The organism is Puia dinghuensis, assembly GCF_014642875.1.
GTDB classification, from domain to species: domain Bacteria; phylum Bacteroidota; class Bacteroidia; order Chitinophagales; family Chitinophagaceae; genus Puia; species Puia dinghuensis.
In genome coordinates, this window is sequence record NZ_BMJC01000006.1 from 305,939 (window position 1) to 327,430 (window position 21,492).

The following is a 21,492-nucleotide window of genomic DNA, read 5'->3' on the forward strand; positions in this document are numbered from 1 at the left end:
ATGCCTCTTTGTTAATGAGCTGCGCGCATTGGTTAATGTCCTTTTCTCCCCTGTTTTTTTGTCGTAATTTGAAAGGTAAATCTGTATGTTATTATGACACCTTTGAAACAAAAAATAACCCTCATCGTGCTGCTCCTGATGCTGGCGGGAGTAGCCGGCTATTCCCAACACCACGGCGGCTTTTCCGGTGGAGGCCATTCCTTTGGCGGCGGTGGAGGGGGCCATTCCTTTGGCGGCGGCAGAGGCTTCTCTGGCGGCGGTGGAGGCTTTTCCGGTGGGGGCCATTCCTTCGGCGGTGGCAGAAGCTTTTCTGGTGGCAGAGGCTTCTCTGGGGGTGGAAGAGGCTTTTCCGGCGGGATCCATTCCTTTGGCGGTGGCAGAGGCTATGCCGGTGTTGGCAGGGGCTATTACGGCGGTGGCCGGGGATATGCAGGGGCCGGATTCCGCACGTATGGATACACCGGCCGAGGTTACTCCGGCGGTTATCGCGGCAATTATGGTCACGGATATTATGGCGGTTATCGTGGTTACTATGGCGGCTACTACGGTGGCTGGGGTTACTGGCCCTACTGGGGTTTTGGCCTCGGGCTCGGATGGGGCCTCGGCTATTGCGGCTGGCCCTATTACTACGGTTATCCTTATGGGTATTATCCTTCTTATTACTATGGTAATCCCTACTACGCTTATCCGCCTCCCGCCTATTATGATGATCCGGGTTATTATGACGATGACCCCGCAGATCCCTATGGCGACAGATCGGAACAGCAGCAGCCGCGTCAAAAGCAGAATAACAAAAACAACAACAATTACGACGACCCCAACTATAATTATCCCAACCCCGATTCGTTACAGAACGTGCCGGGTACCAACCTTCACCCAAGCAGCTACCAATATGCCGACAATACCGCCCCGGGGTCTGTTGCCGGCGATAAAGTATGGGTAAAAGCTCATTGGAAAAACACCAACCGCGGCTGGATCTATATCGAAGGGTATTGGAAAACAGTGCCGGTGAATACCAATTAAAAAAATTGTTCGTTGTTCATTTGATAATTAGCCCCCTCCTTTGAGGGGGCTAATTTTTGATAATTATTGTCTAATATTGCACAGCTAAAATTTTGCACTTATGTGTGGCATTGTTGCTTATATCGGTCCGCGGGAAGCATATCCAATCATTCTGAAGGGATTAAAACGTCTTGAGTACCGGGGTTACGACAGCTCGGGAGTTGCGCTCCTCAACAAAGACCTGCGGGTCTACAAAAAGAAAGGAAAGGTCAGCGAACTGGAAGACAGCCTGGTCGGCAAGGACCTGCATGCTCACGCCGGTATGGGACATACCCGTTGGGCGACACACGGCGAACCCAACGACCGCAATGCCCACCCCCATCATTCGGCAAGCGGCCGGCTGGCGATGATCCACAACGGCATCATCGAGAATTATACCCAGCTGAAGCAGGAATTGATGCGCAAAGGGTATCATTTCAACAGCGATACCGACACGGAAGTGTTGCTCAACTTTATCGAAGATATCCAGAAGAACAACAACTGTGGACTGGAAGAAGCGGTGCGCATCGCACTTCGACGTGTTGTCGGGGCTTATGTTATTGTGTTACTCGACAAGGATATGCCTGACACTGTAATCGCCGCACGAAAGGGAAGTCCGCTCGTCATCGGCATCGGCAAGGGCGAACATTTCCTCGCCTCCGACGCCTCCCCCATCATTGAATATACAAAGGAGGTGGTCTATGTCAACGATTACGAATTAGCCATCTTAAAGGCCGACGAGCTGATCCTCAAAAACCTGGGCAACGAGAAGATAACGCCCTTTGTACAAAAGCTCGACCTGGAAATGGCGGCCATCGAAAAGGGTGGTTATGACCACTTCATGCTAAAGGAGATCTTCGAACAGCCGGACACCATCTTCGACTGTCTGCGGGGCCGCCTCGATGCCACAAAGGGCACCATCCGGATGGCCGGCATCCAGCAGAACATCCAACAGCTGACCCAGGCAAAACGTATTATCATGATCGCCTGCGGCACCAGCTGGCATGCCGGGCTGATCGCCGAATACATCTTCGAAGAGTTGTGCCGCATCCCCGTCGAAGTCGAATACGCATCCGAATTCCGCTACCGCAACCCGGTGATCCATCCGGGGGATGTCATCATTGCCATCTCGCAAAGCGGTGAAACGGCCGACACCATCGTCGCCATCGAAAAGGCAAAAGAAAGCGGCGCTTTCATCCTGGGAGTTGTCAACGTTGTAGGATCCTCCATTGCACGGATCTCCCACGCCGGTGCATACACACACGCAGGTCCGGAGATAGGGGTAGCGTCGACAAAGGCCTTTACCGCCCAGTTAGCCGTGCTGACGATGATCGCACTAAAGATCGCCCATGAAAAAGGCACCATCGACACGACCCGGTATATGCAACTTCTCGGCGAGTTGCATTCGGTGCCGGAGAAGGTGAAGGAGGTGCTGAAACTCAGTGAATCGATTCGCGGGCTGGCCCAAAAGTATAAGGACGCCAAGGACGCGCTCTATCTTGGCCGGGGCTACAACTTCGCAGTAGCACTGGAAGGCGCATTGAAGCTGAAAGAAATTTCTTACATCCATGCCGAAGGCTATCCTGCCGCCGAGATGAAACACGGCCCCATCGCACTGGTGGACGAACAGCTCCCGGTGGTATTCGTGGCAACAAAGGATTCCTATCATGAAAAGATAGTCAGCAATATCCAGGAGATAAAAGCCCGGAAGGGCAGGGTTATCGCGGTGATCAGCCATGGCGATAGCATCATTGAAAATATGGCCGAAGATTGCATGCGCATCCCCGAGACCGACGAGATCATCGCCCCGATGCTCAGTGTGATCCCGCTGCAGTTACTGGCCTACTACATCGGCGCCGTCAAGGGCTATGATGTCGATAAGCCAAGAAACCTGGCCAAAAGCGTAACGGTGGAATAATATGAACGAAATAAAGAAAAGCTCCATCGAATCCCTTGGCTATCAGTTTATCGATAGCCCCTATCTCCCGAAGGGAAAGGATGAATACTATCTGCGGAATGTGCAGAACCGAAGCGGTATCACCTACCGGCAGCTGACAGCCTATGAGATAGAGGTGCTGGTACGCAACCGCAACACGTCGGCCAACTGGAACGATATCCTGGTCTCGGATGCTTTTACGCCCGAACTGGTACAGAACTGTAAATTCTTCGGGTTGGTGCGGGTAGGAAAACTGGAGCCATTCTTTCTGGAATTCCACAACCTGCGCCGACCGGTGGGACTGTACAACAGCACCATCATCAGTTGTGACCTGGGCGACAACGTCTGCATCGACAATACGAACTACCTGTCCCATTATATCATCGGCAATGATGTGATGATCGTCAATACGAACGAGATGGCGACGACCGATCATGCCAAATTCGGCAACGGCATCCTGAAAGAGGGCGAGGAAGAGTCCATCCGCATCTGGCTGGAGGTTTGCAACGAGAATGGCGGCCGCCGCATCATCCCCTTCAACGGTATGTTACCCGGCGACGCCTGGCTCTGGACCCGTCACCGTGAGGACAAAGAGCTACAGGACAAATTCAAGGAATTCACAGCTGCGGCATTCGATAACCGCCGTGGCTATTATGGAAAGGTGGGCGACCGCACCGTTATTAAAAACTGCAAGATCATCAAGGATGTATGGATCGGCAGCGACGCCTACCTGAAGGGCGCCAACAAATTAAAGAACCTCACCATCAATTCTTCCGCCGAAGCAAAATCGCAGATAGGCGAAGGGTGCGAACTGGTGAATGGGATCATCGGTTTTGGCTGCCGAATCTTCTATGGGGTGAAAGCCGTTCGTTTTGTAATGGCTTCGCATTCCCAGCTGAAATACGGTGCGCGCCTGATCAACTCCTATCTGGGTAACAATGCGACCATCTCCTGCTGCGAGGTATTGAACTCGCTGATCTTTCCTGCTCACGAACAGCACCATAACAATTCTTTTCTATGCGCCGCGCTGGTGATGGGCCAAAGTAATATGGCGGCGGGAGCGACCATCGGCTCGAATCATAATTCAAGAAGCCCTGATGGGGAAATTGTTGCAGGACGGGGTTTCTGGCCAGGGTTATGCGTTAGTCTGAAGCACAATTCCCGATTTGCCTCCTATGCCATCCTTGCGAAGGGGGACTATCCGGCAGAGCTGGATATTCCGATGCCCTTTGCACTCATCAGCAACGATGTCAGCAAAGACGAGCTGATGGTGATGCCCGCCTACTGGTTCCTGCACAATATGTATGCGATAGCCCGCAACTCATGGAAATATGTCGACCGTGACAAACGCATCGATAAGACGCAATCGATAGAATACGATTACCTCGCGCCCGACACCATCGGGGAGATGGTAGAAGCCCTGCCGCTGCTGCAGCGGTGTGTCGGGCTGGCTATGGCGAAGAGCGAGGGCAGGAAATTCAGCGACGAAGCCTTGATCGAACTCGGCGCCGGCCTGCTACAGGATGCCCCCGAAAAAGTTGAAGCGCTGGAGATCGTGGCAGAAGGCTGGGAGAACAGCGACCGGAAGGTGCGGCTGGTAAAAACAGCCCAGGCCTGGGCCCTTTACCGGGAGCTGATCGCCTATCATGCCGCGAATCAGCTGTTACGGTTTATCCGCGAGGAGAGTATCGACAGCTGGACCGAATTGCTTCAACTGCTGCCATCGAGCCTGCCCTTACAGCGCTGGGTCAATGCCGGCGGGCAACTGATAAGAGAACCCCAGATGCAGCAATTGATCAAGCAGATACATGGCGGAAAGATCCGCAACTGGGACCAGGTGCATCTTTTCTATCAACGCCAGGGTGAGCAGTATGCAACAGACAAGCTGAACCATGCCCTGGCCGCACTGAAGGCAACGACAGGAGTATCGCTGCGTAAGGGCGGTTTGGAGGCGTTGGGCCGGTTGTTGAGAGAGAGTGTCGCTACAAAAGAAAAGCTGACAAAAGAAATTTATACAACCCGGGCAAAAGACTATACGAATCCTTTCCGAAAAATGGTCTATGACTCACCGGAGGAAATGAAAGCCGTCGTCGGCCGGTTGGAGGACAACGCTTTCATCCGCCAGGAGAGAGAAGCCCTGAAGAAATACCGCAAGGAAGTGGAGGAGCTTATGCAGCGGTGGAAGATGAAATAGCCCTGCCGGAAGCGACCTACTTCTTCCTGAAGAACAGGCGCACCGGCACCCCCTTGAAATTGAAGTTAGCCCGTAGCTGGTTCTCCAGATAATTCTTGTAGGGTTGCTTTACATCATCCGGAAAATTACAGAAGAAGGCAAAAGAAGGAACTACCGTCGGCAACTGGGTGATGTATTTTATCTTTAGCGGATACCCCCTGACGACAGGCGGATGATAGGCTTCCACAGCCTTTAACATCACCTCGTTGAGCTGCGACGTTGGCACTTTCCGCTGCCGGTTCTCATAGACTTCCAGCCCCGTCTCCACCGCGCGAAAGATGCGCGTCTTATCGATGACGGAGATGAAGATGATGGGCAGGTCGGTGAAGGGCGCCAGCCGCTCTTTCAGCTGCTTCTCGTATTCCTTCGCCGAATTGGTATCCTTCTCGATGAGATCCCACTTGTTCACCAGGATGACAATGCCCTTTCCTTTTTTCACCGCGAGACTGAAGATGCTGAGGTCCTGCGCGGTAATCCCTTTGGCAGCATCGATCATCAGAAGGCAGACATCCGCTTCGTCCATGGCCTTTATGGCTCTGATGACCGAATAGAACTCCAGGTCTTCGTTGACCCTGTCCTTGCGGCGGATGCCGGCCGTATCGATAAGGATGAAATCCTTTTTAAACAGGTTGTATCGGGTGTGAATGGTATCCCTCGTCGTGCCGGCTATGTCGCTGACGATGGTGCGTTCCTGACCGATAAGGGCATTCAGCAGGGAAGATTTACCCACGTTGGGTTGACCGATGATGGCAAACTTTGGCAGATCGGCATTTTCCGGCTCTGTATGGTCCTCATCTATAAGTGCGGTGACGGCGTCGAGCAGTTCGCCCGTGCCGCTACCGGTCATCGAAGACAGAAAGAAGATGTTTTCGAATCCCAGGCTATAGAATTCCGCAGCTTCCAGCAGCCTGTCTGCATTATCCACTTTGTTAACGGCCAAAAAAACGGGCTTGGTCGTCCGCCGCAGGACATCGGCCATCGCCTCGTCGAGCGTGGTGATCCCCGTAGACGCATCGACCACAAAGATGAGGGCATTGGCTTCTTCCAGGGCGATGAGCACCTGTTTCTTTATCTCGCGTTCGAACACATCTTCGCTTTCGGGGACAAAACCACCCGTGTCGATGAGGTTGAAGCTCTTGCCCGTCCATTCGGCAACGCCATATTGCCGGTCGCGCGTGACGCCGCTGACATTATCGACGATGGCCTTGCGCTGCTCGAGCATGCGATTAAAAAAAGTGCTTTTCCCCACATTGGGCCGGCCGACGATAGCCACTGTAAATCCACTCATACGCTGGTCTGATTATTAGTTGTATCCGTATTCCTTTAAAAAGTTTTCCGTGTCGCGCCATTTCGGCCGCACTTTGACAAATAATTCGAGAAAGACCTTCCTGTCAATGAAGGCTTCGATGTCCTTTCTTGCCTCTGAACCCAATTGCCGGATCATCTTACCTCCCTCTCCAAGAATGATGCCCTTCTGCGACTCACGCTGCACGATGATGTCCGCCCTGATCTTTGTCAGCGTTGTTTTCTCTTGAAACTCCTGCACCAGAACGGTGGCCTGGTAGGGTATCTCTTCTCCATACAGCAGGAATATCTTCTCCCTTATCAATTCTCCTACGAAGAATTTGGTGGGAAGGTCGGTCAGATCATCCCCTTCGAAAAAGGGCTGACCTTCCGGCAGCAAGTCCAGAACAGTCTTCAGCAGGCCATCGAGGTTCTCCTTCTTCAAAGCGGAGATGGCGATCATCTCGCGGCAGTAGGGCCTGGTGGTGAAGAAGGCTTTTGCTTCGGCGAGCTTTTCCGTTGAGACGCCATCCATCTTATTAAGGACCACGACAGCAGGGGCCTTGAGCCGAAGCTCGGTGAAGAGCCTGTCGTTCTCTTCCCAGTCATCACGGATGTCCAGCAGCAAGAGGGCAACATCGGCGTCTTCGAGGGCATTCCTGACTGCATGCATCATTTTTTCGTGTAGCTTATACCGGGGTTCGATGATACCGGGCGTGTCGGAGAAAATTATCTGGTAATCTTTTTCCGTGAGGATGCCTTTGATCCGATGGCGGGTCGTCTGCACTTTGGGGGAGACAATAGCCAGCTTTTCGCCCATGAGGGCGTTGAGCAGGGTGCTTTTCCCGGCGTTGGGCTTACCAAATATGGAGACGAATCCGGATTTCATTTTAACGGTGCAAAGATAAAAAAAGGGCCCTTTTTTGGGGCCCTGGCCTGTGTTGCGAAGGCTGGGATCGAACCAGCGACCTTCGGGTTATGAGCCCGACGAGCTACCGCTGCTCTACTTCGCGATGTGGAGGGCAAAAGTACAATGATTTGGATTCATAGCCAAATAAATATGGTTTATTCGGCCACAAGGTGCAAAATTCCCGATGCGGCAAAACCGATTTCCGATCTCGTAACTCATTGCGGGTGATCCGGTTTTCTTTTGCGTCATGAAAAAGAAAGCTACTGTTCTGACTGCTTCTATCAGCCTTATCATTGCCCTGCTCAGCGGATGTTACAAGCTATTGCCGCAAATGCCCGACCCGACGAATACCTTATGCGGGCCCGTAAGCCTTTCCAATGCTCAAAGTGTCTTATTTGCCAAAGGCAACGATGCCTTTTTCGCTATCCGAACGGCAGCAACAGGGCTCGGTCCCTATTTTGTTTCCACCGGCTGCGGTGAATGCCATTCCAGCGACAACCGCGGTCATCCGTTTACCATGCTCACCCGTTTTGGCCAGGCCGATACCACGGGAAACAAGTTTTTGGCGGAGGGAGGACCTCAGTTGCAGAATGCGAACCTCCCGGGTTATCAGCCCCAACAGCTACCTCCCGGAGCCACCAGCGCCAGATTCATTGCCCCCATCACCGCAGGGGTTGGCTTCCTGGAGCTTGTTCCGGATTCAGCCATCCTGGCTATGGCGGCGGAGAATCAGCAAAACCCGGACGGCGTTGGCGGGCATCCCAATTACAACTCCATCCCCTCTTATGTGATACCCTTCGCCAATGCCATACCGCGGGGAGACGGAAAGTATATCTGCCGTTTCGGGCGCAAGGCGTCGACATATAACCTCCTGCAGCAGGTGGCCGTAGCCTACAACCACGACATGGGCATCACCTCCACCTTCATGCCTTACGATCCTTACAATTATTTGGACCAGACGGCGCCATCCTCGCCGGGTACGCCCGAAGTGGACAACAGCACCCTCAATTCCGTTGTATTCTATGTCACCTGTTTGCAGACGCCGAACCAACGCGACACCGGCAACCCTGTCGTCCAGCATGGCAGCCAGGTATTCAACAGCATCGGGTGCGCCGCCTGTCACCGCCCAACCCTCACTACGGGATATTCGCCCATCGATGCCCTCTCCTATCAGACTTTCAGCCCGTATACCGATCTGCTGGTGCACGATATGGGTCCGGGCCTGGACGACGGGTACACGGAAGGCAATGCCTCCACCGCCGAATGGCGAACCACGCCCTTATGGGGACTAGGGCTGACGCCCGGCGTACAGGGCGGCAACTACTACCTGTTGCACGACGGAAGGGCACATAGCATCGAACAGGCGATCACGATGCACGGCGGCGAGGCTGCCGCCAGCGCCAACCGGTTTGCCAACCTTTCGGCAACAGACCACCAGGCCCTCATCACCTTTCTGAAATCCCTGTAAGCGCTATGAAAAGAATAGAGTTTATCAAAACCTGCGGCTTTGCCTGTATGGGGGGCGCGTTGTTCACTTCCTTGCTGGAGGGTTGCAGCAGTACCAAAATGATCCCGGGAAAGCTCACGAATACCGGCCTGACCATCCCTGCTTCCGCCTTTGCCCTGAAAGACGGCAAGTACAGAAATTATGTGGTCGTCCAGAACGACCAGCTGCGTAATCCCATCTGTCTATACCGCTTTCAAGAAGACCAGTATTCGGCTGTACTTATGCGTTGTACCCACCAGGGCGCCGAATTGCAGGTTTTCGGCGACAGGCTGCAATGCCCCGCGCACGGCAGCGAGTTCAGCAACCGCGGAGTCGTACAGAACGGCCCCGCGGACACCAACCTGAGGACCTTTCCCGTAACTATTCAAAATAACCAAATCAACATCTCCTTAAAGTGATAAAGACCTTATTTACCGCACTGACGCTTTCCCTTTTTTTCTATTCTGCCACGGCACAGATCGACAGCAGCCTGCTTCGGACGCATGATACCGACACGACGAAAAAAGGCCTCGCAATGGATGCCATCTACGACCGGCCCTTTCTGAAATTGGGCAAACTGCCGGTGTCCATCGGCGGATATGTCGAATCCAACTGGCAATACGCTTCCACCTCCGGCATAACGGTCGGCAACCAGTTTCAATTTAGACGGTTTAGCCTGTTTGTCGCATCCAGCATCTCAAAGCGAATAAAATTCCTGTCGGAGATAGAATATGAAAATGATCCCAGTGGTGACCCTGATCAGGCCAAAAAGGGACCGGAATTTGAAATTGAATATGCCGCGCTGGACATCGAATTGCACCCGCTGCTCAATCTTCGCGGCGGGATGATCGTAAATCCCATCGGGTCATTCAACCAGAACCATGATGGTCCGAAATGGGAGTTCACCGATCGCCCCATCGCTATGACGCAAATGCTCCCCGCCACCTGGAACAATACCGGCTTTGGCATCTATGGCAAGCATTACCGGAAGAATTGGATGTTCGGTTATGAAATTTATCTCACCGGGGGATTCAATGATTCCATCATCGACAATACCCAGGGTAAGACCTTTCTGCCCGCGGCAAAGAGCAATACCTCGCGCTTTACTTCCAGCGCCAGCGGAGAGCCGCTGATCACGGCCAAGCTGTCGGCCCGCAACAATAACATCGGGGAATTGGGGCTTTCCTATATGGGTGGAGTATACAACACCTGGCGTGTCGAGGGGACTCCCGTAGACGACAAGCGGAGTGTACGCGTGCTGGATGTCGACTTCAATACGGTGCTTCCGGCGACCCGGACCGCGCTGACCACGGAGTGGGCCTGGGTTTTTGTAGATATTCCGCCGAATTATACCCAGCAGTATAGCAACAGGCAGTTTGGTGGGTTTGCTGATATAGTCCAGCCGGTGATCAGAGGGAAGATACTGGATTGGGAAAACGCCGTTGTAAACCTGGCCGTGCGGTTGGAATATGTCGACTGGAATGTAGGAAAATTTACGTCCACCGGCACCAGGATGTACAACGACCTTTGGAGTATCATGCCCGGCATCAGCTTCCGGCCGACGCAACAGACGGTATTACGGTTCAACTACAGGCACCAGCACCAGCGGGATATCACCGGCAACACCATTGGCGCCACCATCGGAAACACCGGGGAATTCAATTTTGGGATCTCTACGTATTTCTAGGCGGGATGCTTTGCGGCCGGGGGAAAGGGGGTCAGGAGCTCTTTTTCACCGTGCTCGCGCCACTGGAGCGCACATCCTTTATAACTGCGTCCCCCTTATAGAAGACGCTGCTGGCGCCGGAAAGATCGGCGCTTAGCTCTTTATTGACGGTGACCCGGATGTCGGAAGCGCCGGAAGCGTGCACGGAGCAGTTCTGTATCGTCAGATCATAGCCCTTTACATCACTGGCGCCGGACGAATGAATCTCCGCCAGCTCGGCCACAACGCCCGTGACATGGGAATCTGAAGCGCCGCTCTGCTCGAGCCGCAGCTCCTTTACGTTGATAGCGCCCTTGAAGTCGCTTGCGCCGGAGAGATCGATGGCGAGCCGATCTCCGGTGATGACCCCATCGACAAAGACATTACTGGCGCCGGAGGCGGTCAGCCTGTCGAGAGTGGTGAAACTGACATAAGCTTTGATCTTTATATTCCCACGTGACCATCTATGCTGGTCGAGGCTGATCTTTAAGATGCCATCAACCACTTCCGTACGGATATGCTCCCGCCATTTGAGATTGCTGGCGCTGACGACCACGGCTTCTTCCTCCCCCTGGCTCAGGTAAAGGTTGATGCCACCCGAAACCTCGATGCCATGATAGCCTTTTACCGGGCGAACTTCGGCGTTCGGGTCGTTGATGATGGTCTTTTGCGCATGGACTGTCAACAGCAAAAAACTCCCTGCCAACAATAAGAAAAGCGATCTGCACATGGGTGGTCGTTTGCGCTAAGTTAAGCCAATTTTAGTCCCGGCGCGAGACGCTTCCGCCTCCGCTGGTATGAGACTCCCGCACTACACCGCTGCCTTTATAATGGATATCGCCGCCACCGCTGGCATGAGCGGTCAACTCCTTATTGACGGTGAGATAGGCATCACCACCGCCGCTGACTTCGACCTGGCAATTATCGGCGGCCAACTCATAGCCGTGATAATCGCTGCCGCCGCTGGCATGGACAAAGAGGGTGCCGGCCGAGCCGCTGACATAGGAATCGGAGCCTCCCGACTGGGTGATGGAAAGGTCGCCTACCGTCATTCTGCCCCGAAGGTCGCTGCCCCCCGAAAGGTGCATCTGCAGCCGGTCGGAATGAAGGGCATCCTGGATATAAACGTCGCTGCCGCCGGAGGCGGACAACTGATCGATCTGCTTACAGGAGACATAGGCTTTCATATGCCGGCGGCCAAAATTCCACCAATTGAAGCCATGCTCTTCGATATAGATATGAAGGATGCCGTTCTCCACCTGGGTGATGATGCGATCGCGCCATTCCGGGTCGGCGGCGCTGACCGCGACGGCTTCCTCATTGCCCTGGCTCAGGTAGAGGTCGATACCGCTCGCGATATGGATACCGTGAAAACCCTGGACATTGCGTTTTCGTGCATTTCCGTCGTTGATCACCTTCCCGTTTTGGGCAAGGGACAATAGGCCTGCAAAGGCAAAAAGGGTTAGCAGCAGGGCATTTTTCATAAACGTTGTTTTATGGTGCGCCGGTTATGGGTGCTTAGTTGGGACGAAGACGGGCCGCCAAAAGTTACAGGTGCAGCCAAAAAACACCGGATGCAGCGCCAAAAACACCTATCTTTGCGGTCTGTTCCTCGGGGTGCTATTCTGCCGGCAGGCAGGGTGGCTGAGAAAATACCCGCAGAACCTGATCAGGGTAATGCCTGCGCAGGGAAGGTGATCTCCTCTATTTTATTACTCTCCTTTCGCGGCGTTCTCCTGGATTTTGCATCACAACCAAAGCATTATGAAGAAGTTTTTGGCTCTGATCAGCCTTTTGACAGCCGTCGCGACCCTGAATGCCCAAACGCCCCTGTCGGCCTTGCCCAAGGATTCCCTGAAGCTCTTTTTGCAGCCTGTAGAAGTACGGGCGCTGCGGGCTGGCGAAAAGGCCCCTTTTACCAAGACCGATCTCAACAGGCAACAGATAGAAAAGACCAATATTGGCCAGGACCTGCCCTTCCTGCTGAACCAGACGCCATCGGTCGTCATCAACTCCGATGCCGGCAACGGAGTGGGCTATACCGGAATTTATATCAGGGGCACCGATGACTCCCGGATAAACATGACGCTAAACGGCATCCCCTACAACGATGCGGAAGAACAGGCTATCTTTTTTGTCGATCTCCCCGACTTCGCCTCTTCGGTGAACAGCATCCAGATCCAGCGCGGGGTGGGGACATCCTCCAACGGAGCGGGCGCTTTCGGCGCAACGATCAACTTCTCTACCAATGAATTCAACGAGAAACCCTATGCAGAGTTTAACAACAGCTTTGGCAGCTTCAATACCTGGAAGAATACGCTGAAAGCCGGTTCAGGACTGATAGACGGCCATTTCACCATCGACATGCGGCTTTCCCGGATTGCCAGCGACGGCTATATCGACCGCGCCACCAGCGACCTGCGATCATTGTATTTCTCCGCCGCCTGGTATGATAAAAACTCTTCGCTGCGCTTCAACATCCTGCAAGGCAAGGAAAAGACCTACCAGGCCTGGAACGGTATCCCACAGGCCAAATGGGATGGCAACCAGACGGCCTTGCAGCAGCATTATGACAACAATATCGGGTCGCTTTACTTTAATCAACAGGATTCGCTGAATCTTTTTCGCAGCAGCAACCGCACCTACAATTACTTTACTTACAAAGATCAGACGGACAACTACTGGCAAAACCACTATCAGCTGTTCTTCAATCACCAGTGGAGCAACGAACTGACATTCAACAGCGCTGTTTTTCTCACCCGTGGTTATGGTTACTTCCAGGAATACCACGACCAGGGGGATTCCGCCAATGCCAAGTATACATCGTATGGCCTGCCGCCTTATATCATCGGCGCCGATACGCTTCAAAGCACCAACCTCATCAGGCAGCGGTGGTTGGACAATTATTTCTATGGCAGCGTGCTCTCCCTGCAATATAAACGGAATAACACCGAATTGATCCTGGGGGGTGGCTACGACCGGTATGACGGTAAACACTACGGGTATGTCCTCTGGGCCGCCAATGGCGGGTTCCCGGATGACTACCGGTATTATTACGAGCCGGCGATAAAGATCGACTATAACGTGTATGCCAAGTGGCAGCAGCAGTTTGGGCAGCACTGGACGGGCTTTGCCGATGTGCAATGGCGTCATCTGGATTATGAGTTGGACGGCTTTGACGATAACCCCGCCATCCTGGTGCATCCCAAATACAATTTCGTCAACCCGAAGGCGGGTATTACCTATACCCACTACAACTGGCAGGCCTATTTCTCGTATGCGATGGCCGGTCACGAGCCCAACCGGGAAGATTTTGAGGCCGGTGTCAACGACCAGCCGAAACCCGAGCGGTTACATGATTTTGAACTGGGACTGCAGCGGAGGGGACTGAAATATTCCTGGGGTGTCACAGGTTACTATATGCTCTACCACAACCAGCTGGTGTTGACGGGCAAGATCAATGATGTAGGCGATTATACCCGGAGCAACATCGCGCGGAGCTACCGGCTGGGCATCGAGCTGCAGGGGAGCGCGAAGCCGGTAAATTGGCTGTCCGTTGACGCCAATCTGGCCCTCAGCCAAAACAAGGCCTTCAACTATGTCGAGTATGACAATAACTATGACAACGGCGGACAGGTGAGCCATGCCTACAACACGACAACCATCGCTTTCTCTCCCGCTGTGGTCGGAGCCGCCACACTCAATTTCATGCCGGGGAGGCATTTTACGCTGAGCCTGCCCGCAAAATATGTCAGCAAGGAATACCTGGACAATGCTCAACAGGAGAACCGCAAATTGGATGGATATTACGTACAGAACCTGCGGGCGGTGTACACCCTGACCAACAAATTGTCCCGGGAGACCGACATCATCTTTCAACTAAACAATGTCTTCAACAAAAGATATACACCCAACGGCTATACCACCAGCTATATCTCCGGCGGTCAGCTGCAGACGGACAACTTCGTATTCCCGATGGCGGGGACGAATTTTATGGTGGCGGTGAATATTAAGCTGTAATAAAGCCCTCCGGGCCATCAGGAACCTATCCTTTCCATCCAGGTGAGCATGCCGCCGGTGAGGTTTTTGACATTGGTAAAACCAGCCGTCTCGAGGATCATACACGCCTGGCCGCTGCGGTTGCCGCTGCGGCAATAGCAAATAACTTCATCATTTTTCCATTGATCGATATCGTCTGTCTCCATCATCCGAACACGGCCCAGGGGGAGAAGGATACCGCCGATGTTGAATTCGGCATGTTCGACAGGTTCACGCACATCCACCAGATGCAGGGATTCGCCGGCATCGAGCCGGGATTTCACTTCTTCAACAGAAATAGCTTGCATATCCTTGTTTTTAACTTATTGATAGCCGCTGGGGGCAGGGGCTTGTTGGGTTGAATCTCCACCGCGAGCCGGCCGCTGGGCCTGCAGTTTGATATCGATACTCTGACCGGGACGGATGCGGTTGGGCAAACCATCCTCGTTGAGCTGCGGCGGGTCTTGCCAGAAGATAAAGGCTTCGGCCGAATCCCGGACATCTTTCCCGGGCACCACGGCGCCAAAAGAGATCCCCATCGAGTCGAGGCGGGCCTTGGCCTGCAGATAGGTGAGGCCAAACAGGTCAGGGACGATAAACCCCTGGCCGCCGCCAATGCCGTTGCCCAGCACCAGGGCGATAGCGCTGCCTTGCTGTATCTGGGTGCCGGGTTTGATCGCTGCTCCTTTATATTGTTGTTCAAGAACGGAGTTGCGGGCAAAGTCGGGCTTGAAGATGGTATCCCCCAATTTGAGCCCGTATTGCCGGAGGATCATCTCCGCATTGCGGAAGCTCATGCTCACCAGATTGGGCATCTGGATAAAGGGAGCCTGAGAGCGATTGATAGTCAGGTAGATGGTTCGGTTTATCTTCACCTGGTTGTCCGCTTCCGGGAATTGCTTTACTACTTGCAGCGGCCGCATGGTATCATTGTACACGGAGTCCTGGATCTGCACCTCGAAGCCCTGGGATTGCAGGGTCTTCCTGGCTTCGTCGAACGAAAGACCGGTGACGGATGGTATCTTCATAGTCTTGCCATGCTGAGTCAGGAGGGCAAGGGAGCCGAGAAAGAGAAGCAGGAGCAGCAAAAGTAGGACGACGCCTGCTAACATATTGACCCAGAGCGGCTTGGAAGTGATGAACTTAAACATGGTGCTGTAAAATACGCTTTTTATGCTATTTGCGTGCCAAAGCCTCTTCGATGAGCGCCGAATAGAAATTCTTTAGCGACCAGCCAAAGACCCGCAACTGCTGAGGCACGATACTGGCTTCGCTCTGACCGGGAACCGTATTGATCTCCAGCATGTAAGGCTCACCCTTTGCCTCGTTGTAGATGAAATCGATGCGGATGATGCCGCTGCAGTTAAAAACCTGGTAAATCTTTTTGGCCGCGGCCCGCACCTTGGCGGCAATCGCCTCATCCACCTGCGCCGGGGTGGTCTCTTCATTCATCCCTGCCGTATATTTTGCTTCGTAGTCAAAGAATTCCTTTTTGCTCCTCACCTCGGTGAAGGGAAGGGTGATGATCTCCCCTTTCGACCGAAATACGCCGATGGTGAATTCGCGGCCGGCTATAAATTCCTCGATGAGCACCTGGTCATCTTCGCGAAAGGCCTTTTCGATGGCGGCGCCCAGTTCTTCCGAAGGGTTATTCACCTTCGACATTCCGATGCTGCTTCCGCCGTTGTTGGGCTTTACAAATACGGGGAATTGCAGATGACGGGTCACTTCGTCGGGGCTCTCCAACCTGTCCTTGATGAGCAATAACGATCGCGCAACGTTGATCCCGTTGAAGGCCGCTACCGCCACCGTGAACCTTTTGTTAAAAGTGAGGGCGGAGACGGCGGCATCGCAACTCGTATAGGGCAGACCCATCAGATCGAAATATCCCTGGAGCTTGCCATCTTCACCGGGTGTTCCATGGATGCCGATGAGGACGGCGTCAAAGCGGATCTTTTTGCCGGCGATGGTAAGCGAGAAGTCATTCTTGTCGACTTCGATCTTTGTACCGTCGGCCATTGCGTGAAACCAGCTTTCGGGCGTGATGTCGATGCGGTAAACCGTATAGCGATCGTAATCGAGATTGTTCTGAATGGTGATGGCGCTTTTGTAGGAAATAACCGATTCACCGGAATACCCGCCGGTAACAAAGGCGATGATGGGCTTCATTCAAGAAAAGATTTTTGGTATGGGGCAAAAATAAGAAAGGTGAAGGTTTCTTCAATCTCCTTCACCCTTTTATGACGGGAAATATCACCCGCCTATTTTTAAGTAGCACAAGGCTACTTTAACAAACCCGAAATAGTAATCCTAAGTTAGGCAATTCCCGGCACAAAGCAAATATTAAGACCGCAAATTATCCACAGGCCTAGATGTGCAACCTTTCCTTTTTGGCAAGGAGCTCTTCTACTGTCTCCCGGTACATTTCGTCGGGTACGCAACAGTCCACCGGGCAAACGGCCGCGCATTGCGGCTCCTCATGGAAACCTTGACATTCCGTGCATTTATTAGGAACGATAAAATAAGTATCCACGCTGATCGGTGCATTACGCTGGGCTGCGTCGATCACCGTACCGTCGAGTAGGGTAAAAGATCCTTTCACGCTGGTACCATCGGTGATCGCCCATTCTACACCTCCTTCATAGATAGCATTATTCGGGCACTCCGGTTCGCAAGCGCCGCAATTGATGCATTCTTCTGTTATCTTGATAGCCATTTTTTTGAGAATTAGGGAGTGATTAAAGTTTAACTTGCGCTTTATTTTTGCGGACATTCTTCCGCTAGGCAAATATAATGTGGATTTATGTATTTAGAACAACGAATAGATTTATTGGCCCAACTGGGAGAATACTGTCTTTCTGCGGCACCGGCCTGGGAAGCCGCAAAGAAAAAGGCGCATGTCCTTAACGGCTGGTTCATCCCCGAATTCATCGATGAAGCGGTGAGGCAGATAGCCGTCAATTTTCTCCACCGGGACAAACTGGAAGCCTGGGCAAATGACTATGCCCTCCCCGCCCATCAGGCAGCACCCCGGACAGTGGGGCTCATCATGGCCGGGAATATCCCGCTCGTCGGGTTTCACGACCTGCTGTCGATATTCATTTCCGGCCACCGGCAGTTGATAAAACCCTCGGGCCGCGACGAAGTACTGATCCGTCATCTGGTCGAAAAGCTGATCGCGGCGGATACGAGGGTCGCAGACTACATCGGATTTGGCGACCGGCTCAACGGGTGTGACGCTTACATCGCCACGGGTAGCAATAATTCCGCCCGGTATTTCGAATATTACTTCGGGAAGTACCCTCACCTCATCCGACGCAACCGCACTTCGGTGGCCATCCTCACCGGCGAAGAAAGCCGGGCGGAGTTGGAGGCGCTCGCTGACGACGTGAGCCTGTATTTTGGCCTGGGCTGCCGCAACGTCACCCAGATAGCAGTGCCGGAGAACTATGACTTTCTGCCCCTGCTGGAGGCATTTAAGAAATACCAATACCTTTCCGACCTCACAAAATACAAGCACAATTACGATTACCAGCTGACCCTGCTGATCCTCAACAAAAAGTATTACATGACCAACGGGGCGATACTGCTCACCGGGAACGAATCGCCCTTTAGTCCTATCAGCGTTTTGCATTATGTGTATTACCGTCCGGGAGAAACACCTGCCCTGCCGGAGGCCTCCGGCGAGATCCAATGCCTCGTCGGCCGGGGATACGTTCCGTTTGGCATGGCGCAACAACCGGGGCTGAAAGACTATGCGGACGGCATTGATACCCTGGAATTTTTGCGGGGGTTGTAATAAAGGGAATTTTTGACAGACGGGGATGCAGGACTGTCAGGCGGAGCAGAAAATCTGCCTTTAAATTCGTATTTTAGGAGTGAGTTTGCGTCGATCTACGAAGGTCTTAGTAAAACATTTGTTAAACTGACTTGATGGTATAGATATTGATCGAACGTTGACGTTAATTTGTTTCAGATAAAAAATTATCAAATGAGAGCAAAACAAGTAGTAGCGGTTATCCTGATCAGTGCTTCAACCGCTGTGGCTACCATGTGGGGTTATAATCATTTTACCAATGGTAAAACCTATTATTACTCCCAGGACTCCGGCAAGGTACCATCCAACTATGCCAAATTCTTTGAAGGCCGGAAAAGCGCCAATCCCCCAACCGATTTCGTCGACGCGGCTAGCGCAGCCATTCCAGCGACGGTTCATATCAAGACGAAGACCATTCGTACAGTAAGCAATAATCTTCCCAAGCATAATCCATTCTCCGACCTGTTCGGCATCGACCCCGATGATTTCTTTGGCAATGGCAATGGGATGCGCAGCCTGCCCGAGATGGCTTCCGGTTCGGGGGTGATCATCAGCAACGATGGATACATCGTCACCAACAACCACGTGATCGATGGCGCCGATGAGGTGACTGTCACGTTAAGCAACCGCAAGTCGTTTAAGGCAAAGGTGGTAGGCTCAGACCCCAGCAGCGACCTGGCCGTCGTAAAGATCGATGCGCAGAACCTGCCTTTCCTGCTGTATGGTAATTCCGATGATGTGAAAGTAGGCCAATGGGTATTGGCTGTCGGTTATCCGCTGACGCTCGAGACGACGGTTACGGCCGGTATCGTCAGCGCCAAGGGAAGGACACTGGACATCAACAGGCGCCAGAGCCAGACCCCGGTTGAATCCTTTATCCAGACAGACGCTGCCGTCAACCCCGGTAACAGCGGCGGTCCGCTGATCAACACGGACGGACAACTGGTCGGTATCAATTCCGCCATCGCTTCACCCACGGGCTCCTATGCCGGTTATTCCTTCACCATCCCCGTCAACATCGTAAAGAAGGTGGTGAACGATATCATGAAATTCGGTACGCCGCAACGGGCTTATCTGGGCATCTCCTATCCCCGGGATGACATGAGCGATGAACAGAAGAAAGAAAACGGTATCAAGGACGGCGAGGGCGTTTATGTCTGGACCGTTACCCCAGATGGTCCCGCAGCACATGCCGGCATCAAACAGGGTGATATCATTACGAAAATAAACGATGAGGAGGTCAGCACAGGCGCCGAAATGGTGGGTAAGATCGCTACCTATAGCCCTGGTGACAAGATCAAGGTTACGTACAAACGGGACGGAAAGGAATACACGATCCCGGTGACCCTGAGCAATAATTCGGGTAGCACCTCCACGGCCATTATCAAGACCTCTATGCTGGATAAGCTGGGTGCTACACTGGAAACACTGAGCAAGAAGGACGCAGCCAACCTGGATGTAAAGGGTGGCGTAGTGGTAAAATCCGTCACTGAAAACGGACTGATGGACAAATCCCGGATACAGGAAGGATTCATCATCCTGAAGGCAAACGGGGAAGAAGTAAAGGATCTGGAAGACTTCCAACGCATCCTGGGCAAGTCCAGCGGCACGGTGAAGCTGGAAGGTGTTTTCCCCGGCTATGAAGGAGTTTACACGTATCCGCTGCGTCTTGCATCGGGCCGATAAGAGAACCGATAACTTTTTTCATAGGCTGGTCTGCGGACCAGCCTATTTTGTTTTCTCATACACCGCATAGCCCCAGCCCGGGAGGACGAGGTTGCCCGCGGCGGGCAGATCAAGCCAGGTACCGGTGAAGGCTTCGCGGTAAGAGCCATGTATCAGCAGTTGGGCAACGGGAAGGGTAAGCTCTGCGGCCGAAAGGTTTAGCACTACCAGTACGAGGTCATCGCCGGCGCGGCGGGCAAAGACGAAGCTGCGATCGTCGAGGGAAGTGTGCAGGCGGTGCAGGGTTACGGCGGGGTCGCCCGATCGCAGGGCGGGGTTCCTTTTGCGCAATTGCAACAGCGTCCGGTAGAAGCCGTGCATCTCATATCTGCCCGTCCAGTCGATCTGGTCCTTGTCGAAGAATTTTAACCGCTTGTAGTTGGGCAATTCCTGACCGCTATAGATGAGCGGGAGCCCATTCCACGTACAGCACAGGACGGCGAAAGCCCTGGCCATGCCGCCCATCCGTTCGAATTCGCTGCCGCTGTGAGAATTCTCGTCATGGTTGGTGGTGAAGTAAACGCGAAGGCCGTCGTCGGGAAACATCGTATCGTAATACTCCAGCACTTCATCGAGACCGGCGACAGGTGATTCGGTGCGCCACACCGCTTCCATCTTATGCAGGAGCTTCCAGGTGTAGGTGGCGTCAAACACCTCGTGATAGGCTATCTCTTCGCATTCCGCCAGCCAGAACAAAGGCTTTAAGGGATCGAGCGCCTGCCGCGCCTCCCGCCAGAAATCCAGGGGCACCAGCATGGCCATATCACAGCGGAAGCCGTCGACATCGCATTTCCCGATCCAGAATCGCATCACGTCGATCATGGCCTGGCGGAGCCGGGGATTGTCATAGTTCAGATCGATGACATCGGCCCAGCCATGGGGGTCATAGAATTGTCCCTCCTGGTTGCGCCGGTAGTAATCGGGATGCTCGCGGGTCCAGTGATGATCCCAGCCCGTATGATTGGCGACGATATCGAGAATGACCCGGAATCCAAGGGTATGCGCTTCCTTTACCAGCGCGATAAAATCCTCCATCGTGCCGTATTCGGGATTGATGCTCGTATAATCCGAACAGGCATAGTAGCTGCCAAGGGAGCCGATGCGTTTCTCCGCGCTGATGGGGGTGATAGGCATGAACCAGAGGACGTCTATCCCCATATCACGCAGCCGCGGCAGTTCGCGGGAAAAGGCCTTGATGGTGCCCTCGGGCGTGTATTGGCGAAGGTTTACTTCATAGATGTTGGAGGAATAGATCCAGTCTACCGGGCGAAATGTGTCACTCATAATATTGCTGAAGCTTTATTCGTACCTCAAGAT

18 protein-coding genes, 1 tRNA gene and 1 riboswitch are annotated in these 21,492 nt (G+C 53.2%); of the genes, 9 read left to right on the forward strand and 10 right to left on the reverse strand.

The features are described 5' to 3' along the window. Window positions 1-93: 93 nt before the first annotated feature. The 3 genes from IEY39_RS26485 (at window position 94) to IEY39_RS26495 (ending at window position 5,171) form a co-directional block, all read left to right on the forward strand. Window positions 94-1,023 carry a hypothetical protein gene (locus tag IEY39_RS26485; protein WP_188937347.1) on the forward strand — a complete coding sequence of 310 codons (930 nt, stop codon included), beginning with the start codon at window positions 94-96 and terminating at the stop codon, window positions 1,021-1,023. Between the two features lie 100 nt (window positions 1,024-1,123). After that, on the forward strand, window positions 1,124-2,959 hold the full coding sequence (gene glmS, locus IEY39_RS26490) for a glutamine--fructose-6-phosphate transaminase (isomerizing) (protein ID WP_188937348.1): 1,836 nt from the start codon (window positions 1,124-1,126) through the stop codon (window positions 2,957-2,959). A gap of 1 nt (window position 2,960) precedes the next feature. Then, the gene (locus tag IEY39_RS26495) at window positions 2,961-5,171 is read left to right on the forward strand and encodes a DUF4954 family protein (RefSeq protein WP_188937350.1); all 2,211 of its coding nucleotides are present in this window, start codon (window positions 2,961-2,963) and stop codon (window positions 5,169-5,171) included. A 16-nt stretch (window positions 5,172-5,187) separates the two neighbouring features. On the opposite strand, the gene der is transcribed toward IEY39_RS26495, so the two are convergent. The 3 genes from der to IEY39_RS26510 all read right to left on the reverse strand — a co-directional run bounded on the left by der (window position 5,188) and on the right by IEY39_RS26510 (window position 7,507). Then, window positions 5,188-6,498, reverse strand: coding sequence for a ribosome biogenesis GTPase Der (gene der, locus IEY39_RS26500; protein ID WP_188937352.1), 1,311 nt, complete (start codon window positions 6,496-6,498; stop codon window positions 5,188-5,190). Window positions 6,499-6,513: 15 nt separating this feature from the next. Continuing rightward, window positions 6,514-7,383: a GTPase Era gene (gene era, locus IEY39_RS26505; protein ID WP_188937353.1), complete on the reverse strand. Its 870-nt coding sequence runs from the start codon at window positions 7,381-7,383 to the stop codon at window positions 6,514-6,516. Window positions 7,384-7,435: 52 nt separating this feature from the next. Further along, window positions 7,436-7,507, reverse strand: a tRNA-Met gene (locus tag IEY39_RS26510). 144 nt (window positions 7,508-7,651) lie between these two features. Here IEY39_RS26510 and IEY39_RS26515 point away from each other — a divergent pair. From IEY39_RS26515 to IEY39_RS26525, 3 genes are read left to right on the forward strand one after another with little or no spacing between them, the layout of a single operon-like run. Further along, on the forward strand, window positions 7,652-8,872 hold the full coding sequence (locus IEY39_RS26515) for a di-heme oxidoredictase family protein (protein WP_188937355.1): 1,221 nt from the start codon (window positions 7,652-7,654) through the stop codon (window positions 8,870-8,872). 5 nt (window positions 8,873-8,877) lie between these two features. Continuing rightward, on the forward strand, window positions 8,878-9,309 hold the full coding sequence (locus IEY39_RS26520) for a Rieske (2Fe-2S) protein (RefSeq protein WP_188937356.1): 432 nt from the start codon (window positions 8,878-8,880) through the stop codon (window positions 9,307-9,309). After that, entirely contained in the window at window positions 9,306-10,577 is a 1,272-nt protein-coding gene (locus tag IEY39_RS26525) for a hypothetical protein (protein WP_188937358.1), read from the forward strand. The genes IEY39_RS26520 and IEY39_RS26525 overlap by 4 nt, the downstream gene beginning before the upstream one ends. Before the next feature lie 31 nt (window positions 10,578-10,608). Here IEY39_RS26525 and IEY39_RS26530 read toward each other — a convergent pair whose 3' ends face one another. Together IEY39_RS26530 and IEY39_RS26535 are read right to left on the reverse strand one after the other, a co-directional pair. Continuing rightward, window positions 10,609-11,325 carry a head GIN domain-containing protein gene (locus tag IEY39_RS26530; RefSeq protein WP_188937359.1) on the reverse strand — a complete coding sequence of 239 codons (717 nt, stop codon included), beginning with the start codon at window positions 11,323-11,325 and terminating at the stop codon, window positions 10,609-10,611. A gap of 31 nt (window positions 11,326-11,356) precedes the next feature. Then, the gene (locus tag IEY39_RS26535) at window positions 11,357-12,079 is read right to left on the reverse strand and encodes a head GIN domain-containing protein (RefSeq protein ID WP_188937360.1); all 723 of its coding nucleotides are present in this window, start codon (window positions 12,077-12,079) and stop codon (window positions 11,357-11,359) included. Between the two features lie 119 nt (window positions 12,080-12,198). Beyond that, a riboswitch (TPP riboswitch) is annotated at window positions 12,199-12,304 on the forward strand. Between the two features lie 55 nt (window positions 12,305-12,359). On the opposite strand from IEY39_RS26535, the gene IEY39_RS26540 reads away from it, so the two are divergent. Further along, window positions 12,360-14,615: a TonB-dependent receptor gene (locus IEY39_RS26540; RefSeq protein WP_188937361.1), complete on the forward strand. Its 2,256-nt coding sequence runs from the start codon at window positions 12,360-12,362 to the stop codon at window positions 14,613-14,615. A gap of 17 nt (window positions 14,616-14,632) precedes the next feature. Here the strand turns inward: IEY39_RS26540 and IEY39_RS26545 are convergent, their stop codons facing one another. The 4 genes from IEY39_RS26545 to IEY39_RS26560 all read right to left on the reverse strand — a co-directional run bounded on the left by IEY39_RS26545 (window position 14,633) and on the right by IEY39_RS26560 (window position 17,349). Continuing rightward, window positions 14,633-14,941, reverse strand: a complete 309-nt coding sequence (locus IEY39_RS26545) for a rhodanese-like domain-containing protein (protein ID WP_188937363.1) — start codon at window positions 14,939-14,941, stop codon at window positions 14,633-14,635. Between the two features lie 15 nt (window positions 14,942-14,956). Further along, window positions 14,957-15,784 (reverse strand): PASTA domain-containing protein, encoded by an 828-nt coding sequence (locus IEY39_RS26550; RefSeq protein ID WP_188937364.1) that lies wholly within the window; start codon window positions 15,782-15,784, stop codon window positions 14,957-14,959. A 25-nt stretch (window positions 15,785-15,809) separates the two neighbouring features. Next, window positions 15,810-16,802, reverse strand: a complete 993-nt coding sequence (locus tag IEY39_RS26555; RefSeq protein WP_188937366.1) for a D-alanine--D-alanine ligase — start codon at window positions 16,800-16,802, stop codon at window positions 15,810-15,812. A 199-nt stretch (window positions 16,803-17,001) separates the two neighbouring features. Then, the gene (locus tag IEY39_RS26560) at window positions 17,002-17,349 is read right to left on the reverse strand and encodes a 4Fe-4S dicluster domain-containing protein (RefSeq protein ID WP_188937368.1); all 348 of its coding nucleotides are present in this window, start codon (window positions 17,347-17,349) and stop codon (window positions 17,002-17,004) included. Between the two features lie 87 nt (window positions 17,350-17,436). Here IEY39_RS26560 and IEY39_RS26565 point away from each other — a divergent pair, with 87 nt between their 5' ends. Beyond that, window positions 17,437-18,432 (forward strand): aldehyde dehydrogenase family protein, encoded by a 996-nt coding sequence (locus IEY39_RS26565; RefSeq protein WP_188937369.1) that lies wholly within the window; start codon window positions 17,437-17,439, stop codon window positions 18,430-18,432. Window positions 18,433-18,624: 192 nt separating this feature from the next. Further along, the gene (locus IEY39_RS26570; RefSeq protein ID WP_188937371.1) at window positions 18,625-20,136 is read left to right on the forward strand and encodes a Do family serine endopeptidase; all 1,512 of its coding nucleotides are present in this window, start codon (window positions 18,625-18,627) and stop codon (window positions 20,134-20,136) included. Window positions 20,137-20,178: 42 nt separating this feature from the next. Here IEY39_RS26570 and IEY39_RS26575 read toward each other — a convergent pair whose 3' ends face one another. After that, on the reverse strand, window positions 20,179-21,459 hold the full coding sequence (locus IEY39_RS26575) for an alpha-amylase family glycosyl hydrolase (protein ID WP_188937372.1): 1,281 nt from the start codon (window positions 21,457-21,459) through the stop codon (window positions 20,179-20,181). Window positions 21,460-21,492: the final 33 nt, after the last annotated feature.